The organism is Streptomyces sp. QH1-20, assembly GCF_041283565.1.
GTDB classification, from domain to species: domain Bacteria; phylum Actinomycetota; class Actinomycetes; order Streptomycetales; family Streptomycetaceae; genus Streptomyces; species Streptomyces syringius.
Map to the genome: position 1 here is coordinate 2,753,952 of NZ_CP166299.1, position 14,535 is coordinate 2,768,486.

13 protein-coding genes are annotated in these 14,535 nt (G+C 71.3%); 4 read left to right on the top strand and 9 right to left on the bottom strand.

Going from position 1 to position 14,535, the window contains the following annotated elements:
* Positions 1-13: 13 nt before the first annotated feature.
* The 4 genes from AB8O64_RS12410 to hrcA all read right to left on the bottom strand — a co-directional run bounded on the left by AB8O64_RS12410 (position 14) and on the right by hrcA (position 4,278).
* Positions 14-766, bottom strand: a complete 753-nt coding sequence (locus AB8O64_RS12410) for a 16S rRNA (uracil(1498)-N(3))-methyltransferase (RefSeq protein ID WP_356456231.1) — start codon at positions 764-766, stop codon at positions 14-16.
* Positions 763-1,869, bottom strand: a complete 1,107-nt coding sequence (locus tag AB8O64_RS12415; protein ID WP_370419227.1) for a nitronate monooxygenase — start codon at positions 1,867-1,869, stop codon at positions 763-765. The genes AB8O64_RS12410 and AB8O64_RS12415 overlap by 4 nt, the downstream gene beginning before the upstream one ends.
* Positions 1,870-2,124: 255 nt before the next feature.
* Complete coding sequence (dnaJ, locus tag AB8O64_RS12420; RefSeq protein ID WP_370419229.1) at positions 2,125-3,261, bottom strand: molecular chaperone DnaJ; 1,137 nt, start codon at positions 3,259-3,261, stop codon at positions 2,125-2,127.
* On the bottom strand, positions 3,262-4,278 hold the full coding sequence (hrcA, locus tag AB8O64_RS12425) for a heat-inducible transcriptional repressor HrcA (protein WP_184731049.1): 1,017 nt from the start codon (positions 4,276-4,278) through the stop codon (positions 3,262-3,264).
* Positions 4,279-4,452: 174 nt separating this feature from the next.
* On the opposite strand from hrcA, the gene AB8O64_RS12430 reads away from it, so the two are divergent.
* Positions 4,453-5,190, top strand: a complete 738-nt coding sequence (locus tag AB8O64_RS12430; protein ID WP_370419231.1) for an MBL fold metallo-hydrolase — start codon at positions 4,453-4,455, stop codon at positions 5,188-5,190.
* Positions 5,191-5,290: 100 nt separating this feature from the next.
* Positions 5,291-6,112 (top strand): DUF3097 domain-containing protein, encoded by an 822-nt coding sequence (locus tag AB8O64_RS12435; protein ID WP_370419233.1) that lies wholly within the window; start codon positions 5,291-5,293, stop codon positions 6,110-6,112.
* 57 nt (positions 6,113-6,169) lie between these two features.
* On the opposite strand, the gene hemW is transcribed toward AB8O64_RS12435, so the two are convergent.
* The 3 genes from hemW to lepA form a co-directional block, all read right to left on the bottom strand.
* Positions 6,170-7,402 (bottom strand): radical SAM family heme chaperone HemW, encoded by a 1,233-nt coding sequence (gene hemW / locus AB8O64_RS12440; RefSeq protein WP_356456241.1) that lies wholly within the window; start codon positions 7,400-7,402, stop codon positions 6,170-6,172.
* A 59-nt stretch (positions 7,403-7,461) separates the two neighbouring features.
* The gene (locus tag AB8O64_RS12445) at positions 7,462-9,351 is read right to left on the bottom strand and encodes a long-chain fatty acid--CoA ligase (protein ID WP_370419236.1); all 1,890 of its coding nucleotides are present in this window, start codon (positions 9,349-9,351) and stop codon (positions 7,462-7,464) included.
* A gap of 307 nt (positions 9,352-9,658) precedes the next feature.
* The gene (gene lepA, locus AB8O64_RS12450) at positions 9,659-11,530 is read right to left on the bottom strand and encodes a translation elongation factor 4 (protein ID WP_130877695.1); all 1,872 of its coding nucleotides are present in this window, start codon (positions 11,528-11,530) and stop codon (positions 9,659-9,661) included.
* 203 nt (positions 11,531-11,733) lie between these two features.
* Here lepA and rpsT point away from each other — a divergent pair, with 203 nt between their 5' ends.
* On the top strand, positions 11,734-12,000 hold the full coding sequence (gene rpsT / locus AB8O64_RS12455; protein WP_087928167.1) for a 30S ribosomal protein S20: 267 nt from the start codon (positions 11,734-11,736) through the stop codon (positions 11,998-12,000).
* Between the two features lie 359 nt (positions 12,001-12,359).
* On the opposite strand, the gene holA is transcribed toward rpsT, so the two are convergent.
* Complete coding sequence (holA, locus tag AB8O64_RS12460; RefSeq protein WP_356456246.1) at positions 12,360-13,346, bottom strand: DNA polymerase III subunit delta; 987 nt, start codon at positions 13,344-13,346, stop codon at positions 12,360-12,362.
* 71 nt (positions 13,347-13,417) lie between these two features.
* Between holA and AB8O64_RS12465 the strand changes: the two genes are divergently transcribed.
* A complete protein-coding gene (locus tag AB8O64_RS12465) occupies positions 13,418-13,693 on the top strand; it encodes a hypothetical protein (protein WP_242626027.1) in 276 nt (91 codons plus the stop codon).
* A 7-nt stretch (positions 13,694-13,700) separates the two neighbouring features.
* On the opposite strand, the gene AB8O64_RS12470 is transcribed toward AB8O64_RS12465, so the two are convergent.
* Positions 13,701-14,471: an arylamine N-acetyltransferase gene (locus AB8O64_RS12470; RefSeq protein ID WP_370419240.1), complete on the bottom strand. Its 771-nt coding sequence runs from the start codon at positions 14,469-14,471 to the stop codon at positions 13,701-13,703.
* Positions 14,472-14,535 lie beyond the last annotated feature (64 nt).

The following is a 14,535-nucleotide window of genomic DNA, read 5'->3' on the forward strand; positions in this document are numbered from 1 at the left end:
TGGAGAACGATCTTCAGGACCAGCGGCCCGTCCGGCCCAGCAGCAGTGCCGTGGCCGCCGTGCCCGCCGTCGACGTGCGCAGCACGCTCGGGCCCAGCCGGTACGGCTTCGCGCCCGCCTCGGCGAAGGCGGCCAGCTCCTCCGGGGAGACGCCGCCCTCCGGGCCGACGACCAGGACGATATTGCCCGTCTGCGGGAGCGAGGCGGTGGCCAGCGGGGCGCTGCTGCCCTCCTCGTGGAGGACCGCCGCGAACGCCGCGTCCGCGAGCAGGGTCGAGACCTGCTTCGTCGTCAGAAGGTCGGACACCGGCGGGAATCTGAGGCGGCGCGACTGCTTTCCGGCCTCGCGGGCCGTCGCGCGCCACTTGCCGAGCGCCTTCAGCCCGCGCTCGCCCTTCCACTGCGTGACGCACCGGGACGCCGACCACGGGGCAATCCCGTCGACGCCCGTCTCGGTCATGGTCTCGACCGCCAACTCGCCCCGGTCGCCCTTGGGCAAGGCCTGGACGACCGTGATGTGAGGCTGGGGCAGGGGCTCGGCGCGGACCGAGGTGACCGCCACATCGAGGCGGTCCTTGCCCTCGACGGCGGCCACGGTGCCGAACGCGCCCGTGCCCGCGCCGTCCGTCAGGACGATCTCCTCGCCCACCCGCAGCCGGCGGACAGAGACCGCGTGCCGCCCCTCCGGGCCGTCGAGGGGGAAGACCGTACCGGGGAAAACGCCCGTCAGGGCGTCCTCCTCGACCAGGAAGACCGGTGCTGTCATGTCTCGCTCCCTCGCAGTTCACTGCCTCGCGTCAACGCCACCCGTGCCGCGTCCAGTTCGGCGGCCAGGACCTCCACCAGCCGCCCCGCCGGAAGCTCCCGCGCCAGGCGGTGACCCTGGCCCGCCCACAGGGCCATGGCCTGCGGGTCGCCCGCCTGCGCGGCGGCCTTGCGCAGACCGGACGTCAGATGGTGCACCTGCGGGTACGCGGCCGGGGCGGACGGGCCGTGCTCGCGGATGAAACGGTTCACCAGACCGCGCGCGGGGCGGCCGGAGAAGGCCCGGGTCAGTTCGGTGCGGGTGAACAGCGGATCGGTCATGGCCCGCTTGTGCAGGTCATGGGCGCCCGACTCCGGGCAGACCAGGAACGCCGTGCCGAGCTGCGCCGCCGACGCGCCCGCCGCGAGGACCGCCGCGATCTGATCGCCGCGCATCAGGCCGCCCGCCGCGATCAGCGGGACGGTCACCGCGTCGCGGACCTCCGCGAGGAGGGTGAGCAGTCCGACGCCCGTCCCGTCCGCGTCCGCGTCGTCGTGGTGGGTGCCCTGGTGACCGCCGGCCTCGACGCCCTGGACGCAGACCGCGTCGGCGCCCGCCCGCTGCGCGGCCAGCGCCTCGGCGGCGGAGGTGGCCGACACCACGGTCAGCGTGCCGGCCTCGGCGAGTGCCGCGAGGACCTCGGGGGCCGGGCAGCCGAAGTGGAAGGAGACGACCGCGACGGGATCCTCCAGGAGGATCGCGAGCTTCGCCTCGTACGCGTCGTCGCGGCTCAGGTCCGGATCGCCGAGCGGCGCCCCGTACCGGGCGGCCTCGCCCGCGAGGCGCTGCCCGTACGCGTCCACGGCGGCCGGGTCGGCCACGGGCGGCTGCGGCATGAAGAGGTTCACACCGAAGGGGCGGTCGGTCAGGGCGCGCGTCGCCGCGATCTCGTCGCGCATCGCCGTCGGCGTCTTGTACCCGGCGGCGAGGAATCCGAGGCCACCGGCCCCGGACACGGCCGCGACGAGCGACGGACACGAGGTGCCGCCCGCCATGGGGGCCTGCACGATCGGATACCGGAACAGGCCCGTCAGCGCCGAGGCCCCCCTGGATTCAAAAGCCATGACCACATCGTGTCACGCCCCGCGCACGGCGCCGAATCGAACCTGGCCGCGGAGCCCGTGCCGGAGCCCGTGCCGGAGCCCGTGCCGGGGGCCGCACCGCCCGACTCCACCCGTACGGGTGGGCGCCCATCGGCCGCGGCCGTCCACACCGCGTACTGGGCTACGGGGAACGGGCGTTGACGCCGGGCCCCGGAAACGCGCGTCGGGCCGGGGCGAATGCCCCGGCCCGACGTTCAAACGACTGAGCAGCGTTTGTCAGCGCCCGTTGAACGCGTCCTTCAACCGCGAGAACAGCCCCTGCTGCCCCGGCTTGAACTCGCCCATGGGCCGCTCCTCGCCGCGCAGCTTCGCGAGCTGTCGCAGCAGGTCCTCCTGCTGCGGGTCGAGCTTGGAGGGGGTGGTCACCTCGACGTGCACGACGAGGTCGCCGCGACCGCCGCCGCGCAGGTGCGTGACACCGCGCTGGTGCAGCGGGATCGACTGGCCGGACTGGGTACCGGGCCGGATGTCGATCTCCTCGATGCCGTCCAGCGTCTCCAGCGGCACCTTCGTGCCGAGGGCCGCGGCCGTCATCGGGATGGTGACCGTGCAGTGCAGATCGTCGCCGCGCCGCTGGAACGTGGTGTGCGGGATCTCGTGGATCTCCACGTACAGATCACCGGCCGGGCCGCCGCCGGGGCCGACCTCGCCCTCGCCCGCGAGCTGGATGCGGGTGCCGTTGTCGACACCGGCGGGGATCTTCACGGTGAGGGTCCGCCGCGACCGGACGCGGCCGTCGCCGGCGCACTCCGGGCACGGGGTCGGCACCACGGTGCCGAAGCCCTGGCACTGCGGGCACGGCCGGGAGGTCATGACCTGGCCGAGGAAGGACCGCGTGACCTGCGAGACCTCGCCGCGACCGCGGCACATGTCACAGGTCTGGGCGGACGTGCCGGGGGCCGCGCCCTCGCCGCTGCACGTGGTGCAGACGACGGCCGTGTCGACCTGGATCTCCTTGGTCGTCCCGAAGGCCGCCTCGTCGAGGGTCACTTCGAGCCGGATCATGGCGTCCTGGCCGCGCCGCGTGCGCGACCGGGGGCCGCGCTGCGAGGCCTGCCCGAAGAAGGCGTCCATGATGTCGGAGAAGTTGCCGAAGCCCGCGCCGAAGCCACCCGCGCCACCGCCGCCGCCCGAGGAGGACAGCGGGTCGCCACCGAGGTCGTAGACCTGCTTCTTCTGCGGGTCGGAGAGCACCTCGTAAGCGGCGTTGATCTCCTTGAACCGCTCCTGGGTCTTCGGGTCCGGGTTCACATCCGGGTGCAACTCGCGGGCGAGTCGACGGAAGGCCTTCTTGATCTCGTCCTGCGAGGCATCACGCCGTACGCCCAGGACCGCGTAGTAGTCCGTGGCCACTTACGACTCCGCCAGGATCTGTCCGACGTAACGTGCCACTGCGCGTACCGCTCCCATCGTTCCGGGGTAGTCCATGCGGGTCGGTCCGACCACGCCGAGTTTGGCGACTGCCTCGTCGCCCGAACCGTATCCGACGGCCACGACCGATGTGGAGGTCAGTCCCTCGTGAGCGTTCTCATGACCGATACGAACGGTCATGCCCGAGTCCTTGGCCTCACCCAGGAGCTTGAGCAGCACGACCTGCTCCTCCAACGCCTCCAGCACGGGCCGGATCGTCAGTGGGAAGTCATGCCCGAAACGGGTGAGATTGGCGGTGCCGCCGATCATCAGCCGTTCCTCGGTCTCCTCGACCAGGGTCTCCAGCAGGGTCGCGAGCACCGTAGAAACGGTTCCTCGGTCGTCCTGCTCGAAGGACTCGGGAAGGTCCTGCACCAGCTGCGGCACATCCGCGAACCGCCGCCCCACGACCCGGCTGTTGAGCCGTGCCCGCAGGTCCGCGAGCGAGGTCTCGCCGATCGGCGCCGGGCAGTCGACCATGCGCTGCTCGACGCGGCCGGTGTCCGTGATCAGCACGAGCATCACACGGGCCGGGGCGAGTGAGAGCAATTCCACATGCCGCACTGTCGAGCGGGTCAGCGACGGGTACTGCACCACGGCGACCTGACGGGTCAGCTGCGCCAGCAGCCGGACCGTGCGCGCCACGACATCGTCCAGGTCGACGGCGCCGTCCAGGAAGTTCTGGATCGCGCGCCGCTCGGGCGAGGACAGCGGCTTGACGCCGGCCAGCTTGTCGACGAAAAGGCGGTAGCCCTTGTCGGTCGGGATGCGGCCCGCGCTCGTGTGGGGCTGGGCGATGAAGCCCTCGTCCTCCAGCGCGGCCATGTCGTTGCGCACGGTGGCCGGGGACACGCCCAGCCGGTGCCGCTCGGTGAGGGCCTTGGAGCCGACGGGCTCCTCGGTGCCCACGTAGTCCTGGACGATGGCGCGCAACACCTCGAGCCTTCGTTCGCTCAGCACCGCGCGCACCTCCCTGTCCAGCCGTCTCACGGGGTCGTCCCTGGCACTCGAAGGTCACGAGTGCCAAATCCCTCCCGCCAGTGTACGGCCGGGTACTACGGCCAGGGCAAGGGCCGTCCCGCCGCGCGCCTCCCTGGCGGGCAAACCGTACCGTGCTCCGGCTAGCGTCTCGGTATGGAAAATCATGGGCAACGGGGCGCGCGGGAGCGCTGGGAGCTGCTCGCGCCGGGGATCGCGCGCCGCAGGATGCCGGTCTGGGACTGCACGATCGGGGCCGTCGCCGGGCCTGACGGGGTCCTGCTCGTGGACACCGGCTCGTCCCTGCGGGAGGGCGCGGAGATCCGTCGGGAGGTCGAGGAACTCTTCGGCCGCCGCGTGACGCATATCGCTCTCACGCACGCGCACTTCGATCATGTGCTGGGCACCGCCGCCTTCTCGGGTGTGCAGGTGTACGGGGCGATGGGCATCGACACGGCGCTGCGCGACGGGGAAGAGGTGCGCACGAGCGCGGTGCGGCAGGGGGTGGACGCCGATGCCGCCGAGGAGGCGGCCGATCTGCTCGTCCGCCCGCACCATCTCGTCTCCGGCGAGCTGACCCTGGACCTGGGCGGCGGCCGTCGGGCGCTGCTCGCCGACGTGGGGCCCGGGCACACGGCGCACGACCTGGCGGTGCTGGTCACGGACTCCGGTGGCGCTCCCGAGGTCGTCTTCTGCGGGGATCTGGTCGAGGAGTCCGGTGAACCGCAGGCGGGCACGGACGCGCTGCCCGAGCAGTGGCCCGCGGCGCTGGACGCGCTGCTGGCGCTCGGCGGCGAGGACGCGATCTACGTGCCGGGGCACGGCGCGGTGGTGGATGCCGGGTTTGTCCGTGCGCAGCGGGACGCGCTCGCGCTGCGTTTCGGCGTGTCGTAACGCCGGTAGCGCGCTTTTTCCTATGGTCGGGCTGGTGCGCGGCAGAGGTCGCGCGCTTCCGGGCACCCCGGACCCCGGAACCCCCGACCGGAACGGCTCCATGCGCAGCAGACAGTACGGCCCCGATCTGACCCCTCCATGGAAGAAGACCACCCCCGCTCCCGAGGTCCCGGCCGAACCCGACCTCGTGGTCGAGGAGGTCACCACGGGCTTCTGCGGGGCCGTGGTCCGCTGTGAGAAGACGGCGCAGGGCCCGACGGTCACCCTGGAGGACCGCTTCGGCAAGCACCGGGTCTTCCCGATGGAGCCGCGCGGCTTCCTCCTGGAGGGCCGGGTCGTCACGCTCGTACGCCCGGGCCCCCTGAGTCCCCGCGCACCCCGGCGGACCGCCTCGGGCTCGGTGGCCGTGCCCGGGGCGCGGGCGCGGGTGGCCCGGGCCGGGCGCATCTACGTCGAGGGGCGGCACGACGCGGAGCTCGTGGAGCGGGTGTGGGGCGACGACCTGCGCATCGAGGGCGTGGTCGTGGAGTACCTGGAGGGCATCGACGACCTCCCCGCCATCGTCCGCTCCTTCGCCCCCGCCCCGGACGCGCGCCTGGGCGTCCTGGTCGACCACCTCGTGCCGGGCTCCAAGGAGTCGCGGATCGCGGCGCAGGTCACGGGCGCGGACGTGCTGGTCGTCGGCCACCCGTACATCGATGTGTGGGAGGCGGTGAAGCCGTCCTCGGTGGGCATCGCGGCGTGGCCGCGCGTGCCGCGCGGCGAGGACTGGAAGACGGGCGTCTGCCGGGCCCTGGGCTGGCCGGAGAACACGGGGGCCGCTTGGCAGCGGATCCTGGGGTCGGTGCGTTCGTACAAGGACCTGGAGCCGGCCCTTCTGGGCCGGGTGGAAGAACTGATCGACTTCGTGACGGCGCCCTGAGAACTCTCAGCCCGTCCGGCGATTGAGGACCGGGGTCCGGGGCGGAGCCCCGGGACCTCAGTCCACCAGATCCCGCACCACCGCGTCCGCCAGCAGCCGCCCCCGTAGCGTCAGCACCGCGCGCCCCTCCTCGTACGGACCCGCCTGGAGCAGGCCGTCCGCCAAGGCGCGCGCGGCCGCCGCCGCTCCGGCCGGCTTCAGCAGTGACAGCGGACACCCCTCCAGCAGCCGCAGCTCCAGAAGGATCCGCTCGACCCGCTGGTCCTCCTCCGGCAGGATCTCGCGGCCCGCGCCCGGCGAGCGTCCCTCGGCCAGCGCCTGCGCGTACGCGCCGGGGTGCTTGACGTTCCACCACCGCACGCCCCCCACGTGCGAGTGCGCCCCGGGGCCCGCGCCCCACCAGTCGGCGCCGCGCCAGTACAGCTCGTTGTGGCGGCAGCGGCCGGCCTCGGTGGTGGCCCAGTTCGAGACCTCGTACCAGCCGAAGCCGGCGGCGGTGAGCATCTCCTCGGCGATGAGATAGCGGTCGGCGTGGACGTCGTCGTCGGTCATCGGGACCTCGCCGCGGCGGATGCGCCGGGCGAGCTGGGTGCCCTCCTCGACGATCAGGGCGTAGGCCGAGACGTGGTCGGGGCCCGCGCCGATCGCGGCGGACAGCGAGGCACGCCAGTCGTCGTCGGACTCCCCCGGCGTGCCGTAGATCAGGTCCAGGTTGACGTGCTCGAAGCCGGCCGCCCGGGCCTCGGCGACGCATGCCTCCGGGCGGCCCGGGGTGTGCGTGCGGTCCAGGATCTGCAGGACGTGCGGACGGGCGCTCTGCATGCCGAAGGAGACGCGGTTGAAGCCGCCCTCGCGCAGCTCCGCCAGATAGCGCGGGTCGACGGAGTCCGGGTTGGCCTCGGTGGTGATCTCCGCGCCCTCGGCGAAGCCGAACTCGTCGCGGATCGCGGCCAGCATCCGTACGAGGTCGGCGGCGGGCAGCAGGGTCGGGGTGCCGCCGCCGACGAAGACGGTCTCCACGGGGCGGGGGTCGTCGCCCAGTACCTTCCGCGCGAGCCGGATCTCCTCCGCGACGGTGTCGGCGTAGTTGTCCCGGGAGGCCAGCGCGCCGCCGGAGCCGCGCAGCTCACTGGCGGTGTAGGTGTTGAAGTCGCAGTACCCGCAGCGTGTCGCGCAGTACGGCACGTGCAGATAGAACCCGAGGGGCCGTGCTCCCGCGCCCTCCAGGGCGTGCCGGGGCAGTGCCCCGTCCTCGGGCATGGGCTCACCATCAGGCAGTACGGAAGGCATGCGTCCATTGTCCGGCATGCCGCCGGTGGGCCCGCCCGCGGCGAGGGCGGGCCTCCTCGTCAGCCCTCCCTGGCCCCCTCGTACATCTCCTCGATCAGGGCCTTGTACTCCCGCTCCACCACCGGCCGCTTGAGCTTGAGGCTCGGTGTCAGCTCACCGTGCTCGACGTCCAGATCACGCGGCAGCAGCCGGAACTTCTTGATCGTCTGCCAGCGCTGCAGGCCCTCGTTCAGCCGTCGCACATAGCCGTCGATCAGCTCCTCGGCCTCCTTGGTGGCGACCACCTCGGCGTAGGACTTGCCCTCCAGGCCGTGCTCGGCGGCCCAGGACATCAGCGTCGGCTCGTCGAGCGCGATGAGGGCGGTGCAGAAGTTCCGGTCCGCCCCGTAGACCAGGATGTTGGAGACGAAGGGGCACACGGCCTTGAACTGACCCTCCACCTCGGCCGGTGCGACGTACTTGCCGCCCGAGGTCTTGATCAGGTCCTTCTTCCGGTCGGTGATCCTCAGGAAGCCGTCCGGGGACAGCTCGCCGATGTCGCCGGTGTGGAACCAGCCGTCGGACTCCAGCACCTCCGCCGTCTTCTCGGGCTGGCCGTGGTAGCCCTCCATGACGCCGGGGCCGCGCAGCAGGATCTCGCCGTCGTCGGCGATGCGGACCTCCGTGCCGGGCAGCGGCTTGCCGACCGTGCCGGTGCGGTAGGCCTCACCGGGGTTGACGAAGCTGGCGGCGCTGGTCTCGGTGAGGCCGTAGCCCTCCAGGATGTGGATGCCGGCGCCGGCGAAGAAGTAACCGATGTCGGGGGCGAGGGCGGACGCGCCGGAGACGCAGGCGCGCATCCGCCCGCCGAACGCCTCACGGATCTTGGAGTAGACGAGGGCGTCGGCGACCTTGTGCTTGGCAGTGAGCCCGAAGGGGGCGGTCTTGCTCCCGGTGCGGCGGAAATTGTCCTGCGAGACCTTGGCGTACTCGCGGGCGATCTCCGCGGCCCACTGGAAGATCTTGTACTTGGCACCGCCGCCCGCGCGGGCCTTGGCCGCGACGCCGTTGTAGACCTTCTCGAAGACGCGCGGCACGGCGGCCATGTAGGTGGGCCGGACGATCGGCAGATTCTCGATGATCTTGTCGACCCGGCCGTCCACGGCGGTGACGTGTCCGACGCTGATCTGGCCGGCGGTCAGCACCTTGCCGAAGACGTGCGCGAGCGGCAGCCACAGGTACTGCACATCGTCGGGAAGCACCAGGTCGGTGGCCTGGATCGCCCGGGCCATGTACGACCAGCAGTCGTGCGGCAGCCGTACGCCCTTGGGGCGGCCGGTGGTGCCGGAGGTGTAGATGAGGGTGGCGAGCTGGTCGGCGCGGAGGGCGCCGACGCTGTCCCGCACGGCGTCGGGGTGCTTGCGCAGATGCTCGGCGCCACGCCGCTCCAGCTCCGCCAGGGAGAGCACCCAGCCCTCGGGGTCACCGTCGGCGGGGACGGCGTCCTCGGCGTTGATCACGACGACATGGGCGAGGCCGGGCAGCTCGGTCCGCCGCTGCCGGGCCTTGGCGAGCTGTGCGGCGTCCTCGGCGATGAGCACCCGGCTCTCCGAGTCGGAGAGGATGAAGGCCGTCTCGTCGACGTTGGTGCTGGGGTAGATCGTGGTGGTCGCGGTGCCGGCGCAGAGCACGCCGAGGTCCGCGAGGATCCACTCGACCCGGGTGGAGCAGGCGAGCGCGACCCGCTCCTCGGGGCGCACCCCGAGGGCGAGGAGACCGGCGGCGATGGCGAAGACCCGCTCGGCCGCGCCGCCCCAGGTGAGCGAGGCCCAGCTGTCGGGACCCTCGCCGGAGGCGGCGGGCACCGGGTAGCGGTACGCCTCCGCGTCCGGGGTCGCCCCGACACGGTCGAGGAAAAGGGTCGCCACGGAGGGCGGCCGGCTCTCGATCAAGGTCTGTGTCTCGGTCACGGCATCCTCCGGGGGCCCGCACTTCGCTGTGGTGACTCGTGAGTAACCTTCCAAACTGTGATCAGAGTAGAGCCCGCGTCGCCACCACGTAAGGGGCTGCGGACGACGGGTTCAAGCTGTGACCACAGTGGTAAGTGTCATATGCACACACCACTCCGGAGCAGCCTTTTTCCGGTCCGAATCGGGCGCGGATTCCGGTCCGTACCGGGGCGCGGGCGCACGAAAAGGCGCCCGTCCCCTCCAGGGGGCGGGCGCCTTCCGGCCGGGCGACGGAAGCCGCCGCGGCTACTTACCGTTCACGCGGGGACTACTTCTTGCCCTTCTCCCCGCCGTCGGAGTCCGAGGACAGCACCGCGATGAAGGCCTCCTGCGGGACCTCCACGCTGCCGACCATCTTCATCCGCTTCTTGCCTTCCTTCTGCTTCTCCAGCAGCTTGCGCTTACGGGAGATGTCGCCGCCGTAGCACTTGGCGAGGACGTCCTTGCGGATCGCGCGGACCGTCTCACGGGCGATGACCCGCGAGCCGATGGCGGCCTGGATCGGCACCTCGAAGTTCTGCCGCGGGATGAGCTCGCGCAGCTTGGCGACGAGCCGCACGCCGTACGCGTACGCCTTGTCCTTGTGCGTGATCGCGGAGAACGCGTCCACCTTGTCGCCGTGCAGCAGGATGTCGACCTTGACCAGGCTGGCCTGCTGCTCGCCGGTGGGCTCGTAGTCGAGGGAGGCGTAACCGCGGGTCTTGGACTTCAGCTGGTCGAAGAAGTCGAAGACGATCTCGGCGAGCGGCAGGGTGTAGCGCAGCTCGACCCGGTCCTCGGAGAGGTAGTCCATGCCCAGCAGCGAGCCGCGGCGGGACTGACAGAGCTCCATGATCGCGCCGACGAACTCATTGGGCGCGAGGATGGTGGACTTCACCACCGGCTCGTGCACCTCGGCGATCTTCCCCTCGGGGAACTCGCTCGGGTTGGTGACGATGTGCTCGGTGCCGTCCTCCATGTTGACCCGGTAGACCACGTTGGGCGCGGTCGCGATGAGGTCCAGGCCGAACTCCCGCTCCAGCCGCTCGCGGATCACGTCCAGGTGCAGCAGGCCGAGGAAGCCGACGCGGAAGCCGAAGCCGAGGGCGGCCGAGGTCTCCGGCTCGTAGACGAGCGCGGCGTCGTTGAGCTGGAGCTTGTCCAGGGCCTCGCGGAGCTCGGGGTAGTCCGAGCCGTCCAGCGGGTACAGGCCCGAGAACACCATCGGCTTGGGGTCCTTGTAGCCGCCCAGGGCCTCGGTGGCGCCGTTGTGCAGGGAGGTGATCGTGTCACCGACCTTGGACTGCCGGACGTCCTTCACACCGGTGATGATGTAACCCACCTCGCCGACGCCGAGGCCGTCGGAGGCCGTCATCTCGGGCGAGGAGACACCGATCTCCAGCAGCTCGTGGGTGGCGCCGGTCGACATCATCTTGATGCGCTCGCGCTTCTTCAGCTCGCCGTCCACGACCCTGACGTAGGTGACCACGCCGCGGTAGGAGTCATAGACCGAGTCGAAGATCATCGCGCGGGCCGGGGCATCCTTGACGCCGACCGGGGGCGGGACCTGCTTGACGACCTCGTTGAGCAGCTCGTCGACGCCGACGCCGGTCTTCGCGGAGACCTTCAGCACGTCGGAGGGGTCGCAGCCGATCAGGTGCGCCAGCTCGGCGGCGAACTTCTCGGGCTGCGCGGCCGGCAGGTCGATCTTGTTGAGGACCGGGATGATCGTGAGGTCGTTCTCCATCGCCAGGTACAGGTTGGCGAGGGTCTGGGCCTCGATGCCCTGGGCCGCGTCCACGAGGAGGATGCAGCCCTCGCAGGCGGCGAGCGAACGCGAGACCTCGTAGGTGAAGTCCACGTGGCCCGGCGTGTCGATCATGTTGAGGATGTGGGTCTGGCCCGTGTCCTCGCCCTCGGTGGGCGCCCAGGGCAGACGGACCGCCTGGGACTTGATCGTGATGCCGCGCTCGCGCTCGATGTCCATCCGGTCGAGATACTGTGCGCGCATCTGCCGCGAGTCGACCACACCGGTCAGCTGGAGCATCCGGTCGGCGAGCGTCGACTTGCCATGGTCGATGTGCGCGATGATGCAGAAGTTACGGATCAGAGCCGGGTCGGTACGGCTCGGCTCCGGCACGTTGGTAGGGGTCGCGGGCACGCAAGGTCCATTCGGTGACTTCGGCGTTTGAACGCGGTCTCGGCGGGAGTCGCGGTTTATACGTCCCCCCATCGTCCCATGACCGGCGACCTCGGTCCGGTTTGGGAGCCCGTCGTGGCTGCTGGTAGCCTGGTCCACTGTGCCTCGTGCCCTCTCGGGCCGGGGTGCTCATCGAAATCCGACGAAGCTGAAAAGGCTCTTTCGTGGCGAACATCAAGTCCCAGATCAAGCGGAACAAGACCAACGAGAAGGCGCGCCTGCGCAACAAGGCCGTCAAGTCCTCGGTCAAGACCGCTGTCCGCGCGGCCCGTGAGGCCCTGCTCGCCGGCGACGTCGAGAAGGCCACCGCCGCGGTTGCCGCGGCCGGCAAGAAGCTCGACAAGGCCGCCAGCAAGGGTGTCCTGCACAAGAACGCCGCCGCCAACAAGAAGTCGGCGCTGGCCAAGCAGGCTGCTGCCCTCAAGGCCTGAAGCAACTCCGGGGCGTGAGCCCCACCCCGTCGGTACGGACTCCGCGGACCCTCTCTACCGCGCCGTCCCGGCACCCCATCGCAGCCAGGCTGCGATGCGCGCCGCACGCGGCCTGCGTTCGCCACGCGGGTGCGGCGCACTGAGCCTCACGGCTCGACGGCTCGATATCGAAGGCCCCGTGCCTGCCCTTCCCCAGGGCGGCACGGGGCCTTCGGCCGTTCGGGGCGGCGTGGGGGCCGTTCGGGGGATGCCGTGCCCCGGCCGGGGCGGGCGCCGACCGGGGCGAACGGGGTGACGACGGGACACGTAGGGCGGCATGCCGGGCCGCAGACCCGCACCCCCTACGCCCGCAGGCCCCTTTACGAACGGCTGCGGGCCGCCCTGGCGACGGCCACGACGGCCTTCTCCAGCGCGTACTCCGGATCGTCTCCGCCGCCCTTGACGCCCGCGTCGGCCTCGGCGACGGCGGTCAGGGCCGCCGCGACGCCGTCCGCCGACCAGCCGCGCATCTGCTGCCGCACCCGGTCGATCTTCCACGGCGGCATGCCCAGCTCACGGGCCAGATCGGCGGGGCGGGCACCGCGCGGGGCGGAGGCCAGCTTGCCGATCGACCGCACACCCTGCGCGAGCGCGCTCGTGATCAGCACCGGGGCGACGCCGGTCGACATCGCCCAGCGCAGCGCCTCCAGCGCCTCGGCCGCCCGGCCCTCCACGGCCCGGTCGGCGACGGTGAAGCTGGAGGCCTCGGCCCGGCCCGTGTAGTAGCGGGCGACGACGGCCTCGTCGATGGTGCCCTCGATATCGGCGACGAGCTGCGCGCAGGCGCTCGCCAGCTCACGCAGATCGCTGCCGATCGCGTCCACCAGGGACTGGCAGGCCTCCGGCGTCGCGGAGCGGCCCGTCGCCCGGAACTCCGAGCGGACGAACGCCAGCCGGTCCGCCGGCTTGGTCATCTTCGGGCAGGCGACCTCCCGGGCCCCCGCCTTGCGCGCCGCGTCCAGCAGGCCCTTGCCCTTGGCGCCACCGGCGTGCAGGAGGACCAGGGTGATCTCCTCGGCGGGCGAGCCGAAGTAATTCTTCACGTCCTTGATCGTGTCCGCCGACAGGTCGTGGGCGTTGCGCACGATCACGACCTTGCGCTCGGCGAACAGCGACGGGCTGGTCAGCTGGGCGAGCGTGCCGGGCTGGAGCGCGTCGGGCATGAGGTCGCGCACATCGGTGTCCGCGTCGGCGGCGCGGGCCGCCGTCACCACCTCCCGCACCGCGCGGTCGAGGAGCAGATCCTCCTGGCCCACGGCGATCGTGAGGGGAGCGAGCGGGTCGTCGGTTGCAGTCTTCCTGGCCATCGCGTCCAGCATCCCACGCGCCACTGACACGCTCCCCGTGCGGCGGACCGGATATGACGCACAATGGGCGGGTGAGCAGCACTCCCATCTCTTTCCAAGCCTCCGATCCCGTCCGGCACCTGCTGGTGCTCCCCGACCGCGACGCCGCCGAGGAGGTGGCCGTCGAGACCGTGCAGCGGTTCGGTCTGACGGAGGAGCCCCAGGTCGTGCGTGACGCCCTCGCCGGGGAGGACGACGCCGAGGACGCCCAGTGGATCGTCGTCGTCGACGATCCACGTGGCGCCCTGGACCCCGCCGCGCTGCGCGCGCTCGCCGAGGAGTACGAGGGCTGGCTCGAAGCGGAGTAGCCCCGGGCTAGCGGGTGGCGCGGAGTTCGGGTACCTCGTCCAGGTCGATACCGAAGTGCGTCCGGTAGGCGGGCAGGATCTCGTCCTCGGTCAGCGTCCGGTCCCGTCTGCCCGAGGCGCCGCTGATCACGAGCTTTCGGTCGCTGATCGTGACCCGTCCGTTCTCGGTGAGCCGGGAGCAGACCAGGTTCTGGGTGAAGTGGGACTTCGGCGAGGTGCGGTGCCACCAGCAGGCGCACTCGAACTCGGCCAGCTGCCGGGGGCGCTGTTCTATCCGGTACTGCAGCACGTCGTCGTGGAAGACGTCGATGTCTCCTTCCTCGGTCTCGGCGATCCGGAACACCCCGGCCGGGTCGCTCTGGTCGCCCCGCTCGGTGAGGCTGAGGGGGTAGTGGCTGTTGCGGCCGAATCCGACGTCGACCAGCCAGGGCTCGGGGGTCTCGACGCGCAGCACCAGGTGGTCGTACGGCACACCGAGCCCCTCCTCCCCCATGACCCGGCCGGAAAGCAGCGTCACCGGGTAGCCGAGCGCGGTCAGCAGCTCGGCGAAGGCGCCGTTGAGTTCGTAACAGAAGCCGCCCCGCCGGCCGTGCACGATCTTGTCGACGAGGGCCTTGCCGTCGAGCACGATCTCCTCGCCGAGGTGAATGGACAGGTTCTCGAAGGGCACCGCTCTCAGGTGACGCAGGCACAGTTCACGGAGGGCGTCCGCGTCGGGGGCGGCGGGCCGGGTCGCGTCGATCCGGCGGAGGTAGGCGTCGGTGTTGATGGCATCCATGGATCAGTTATGCCTCACGGGAGCTGATGTGGCATCAGCCCACAGACCTACGTCCGACAATGTC

What these genes read in the sequence shown, in the direction of transcription:
- hemW (WP_356456241.1), bottom strand. Translation starts at nt 7,402, where the DNA reads ATGCCTTCCGTACTGCCTGATGGTGAGCCCATGCCCGAGGACGGGGCA.
- AB8O64_RS12470 (WP_370419240.1), bottom strand. Translation starts at nt 14,471, where the DNA reads ATGGATGCCATCAACACCGACGCCTACCTCCGCCGGATCGACGCGACC.
- AB8O64_RS12430 (WP_370419231.1), top strand. Translation starts at nt 4,453, where the DNA reads ATGGAAAATCATGGGCAACGGGGCGCGCGGGAGCGCTGGGAGCTGCTC.
- AB8O64_RS12415 (WP_370419227.1), bottom strand. Translation starts at nt 1,869, where the DNA reads ATGGCTTTTGAATCCAGGGGGGCCTCGGCGCTGACGGGCCTGTTCCGG.
- holA (WP_356456246.1), bottom strand. Translation starts at nt 13,346, where the DNA reads ATGGCCAGGAAGACTGCAACCGACGACCCGCTCGCTCCCCTCACGATC.
- AB8O64_RS12435 (WP_370419233.1), top strand. Translation starts at nt 5,291, where the DNA reads ATGCGCAGCAGACAGTACGGCCCCGATCTGACCCCTCCATGGAAGAAG.
- AB8O64_RS12410 (WP_356456231.1), bottom strand. Translation starts at nt 766, where the DNA reads ATGACAGCACCGGTCTTCCTGGTCGAGGAGGACGCCCTGACGGGCGTT.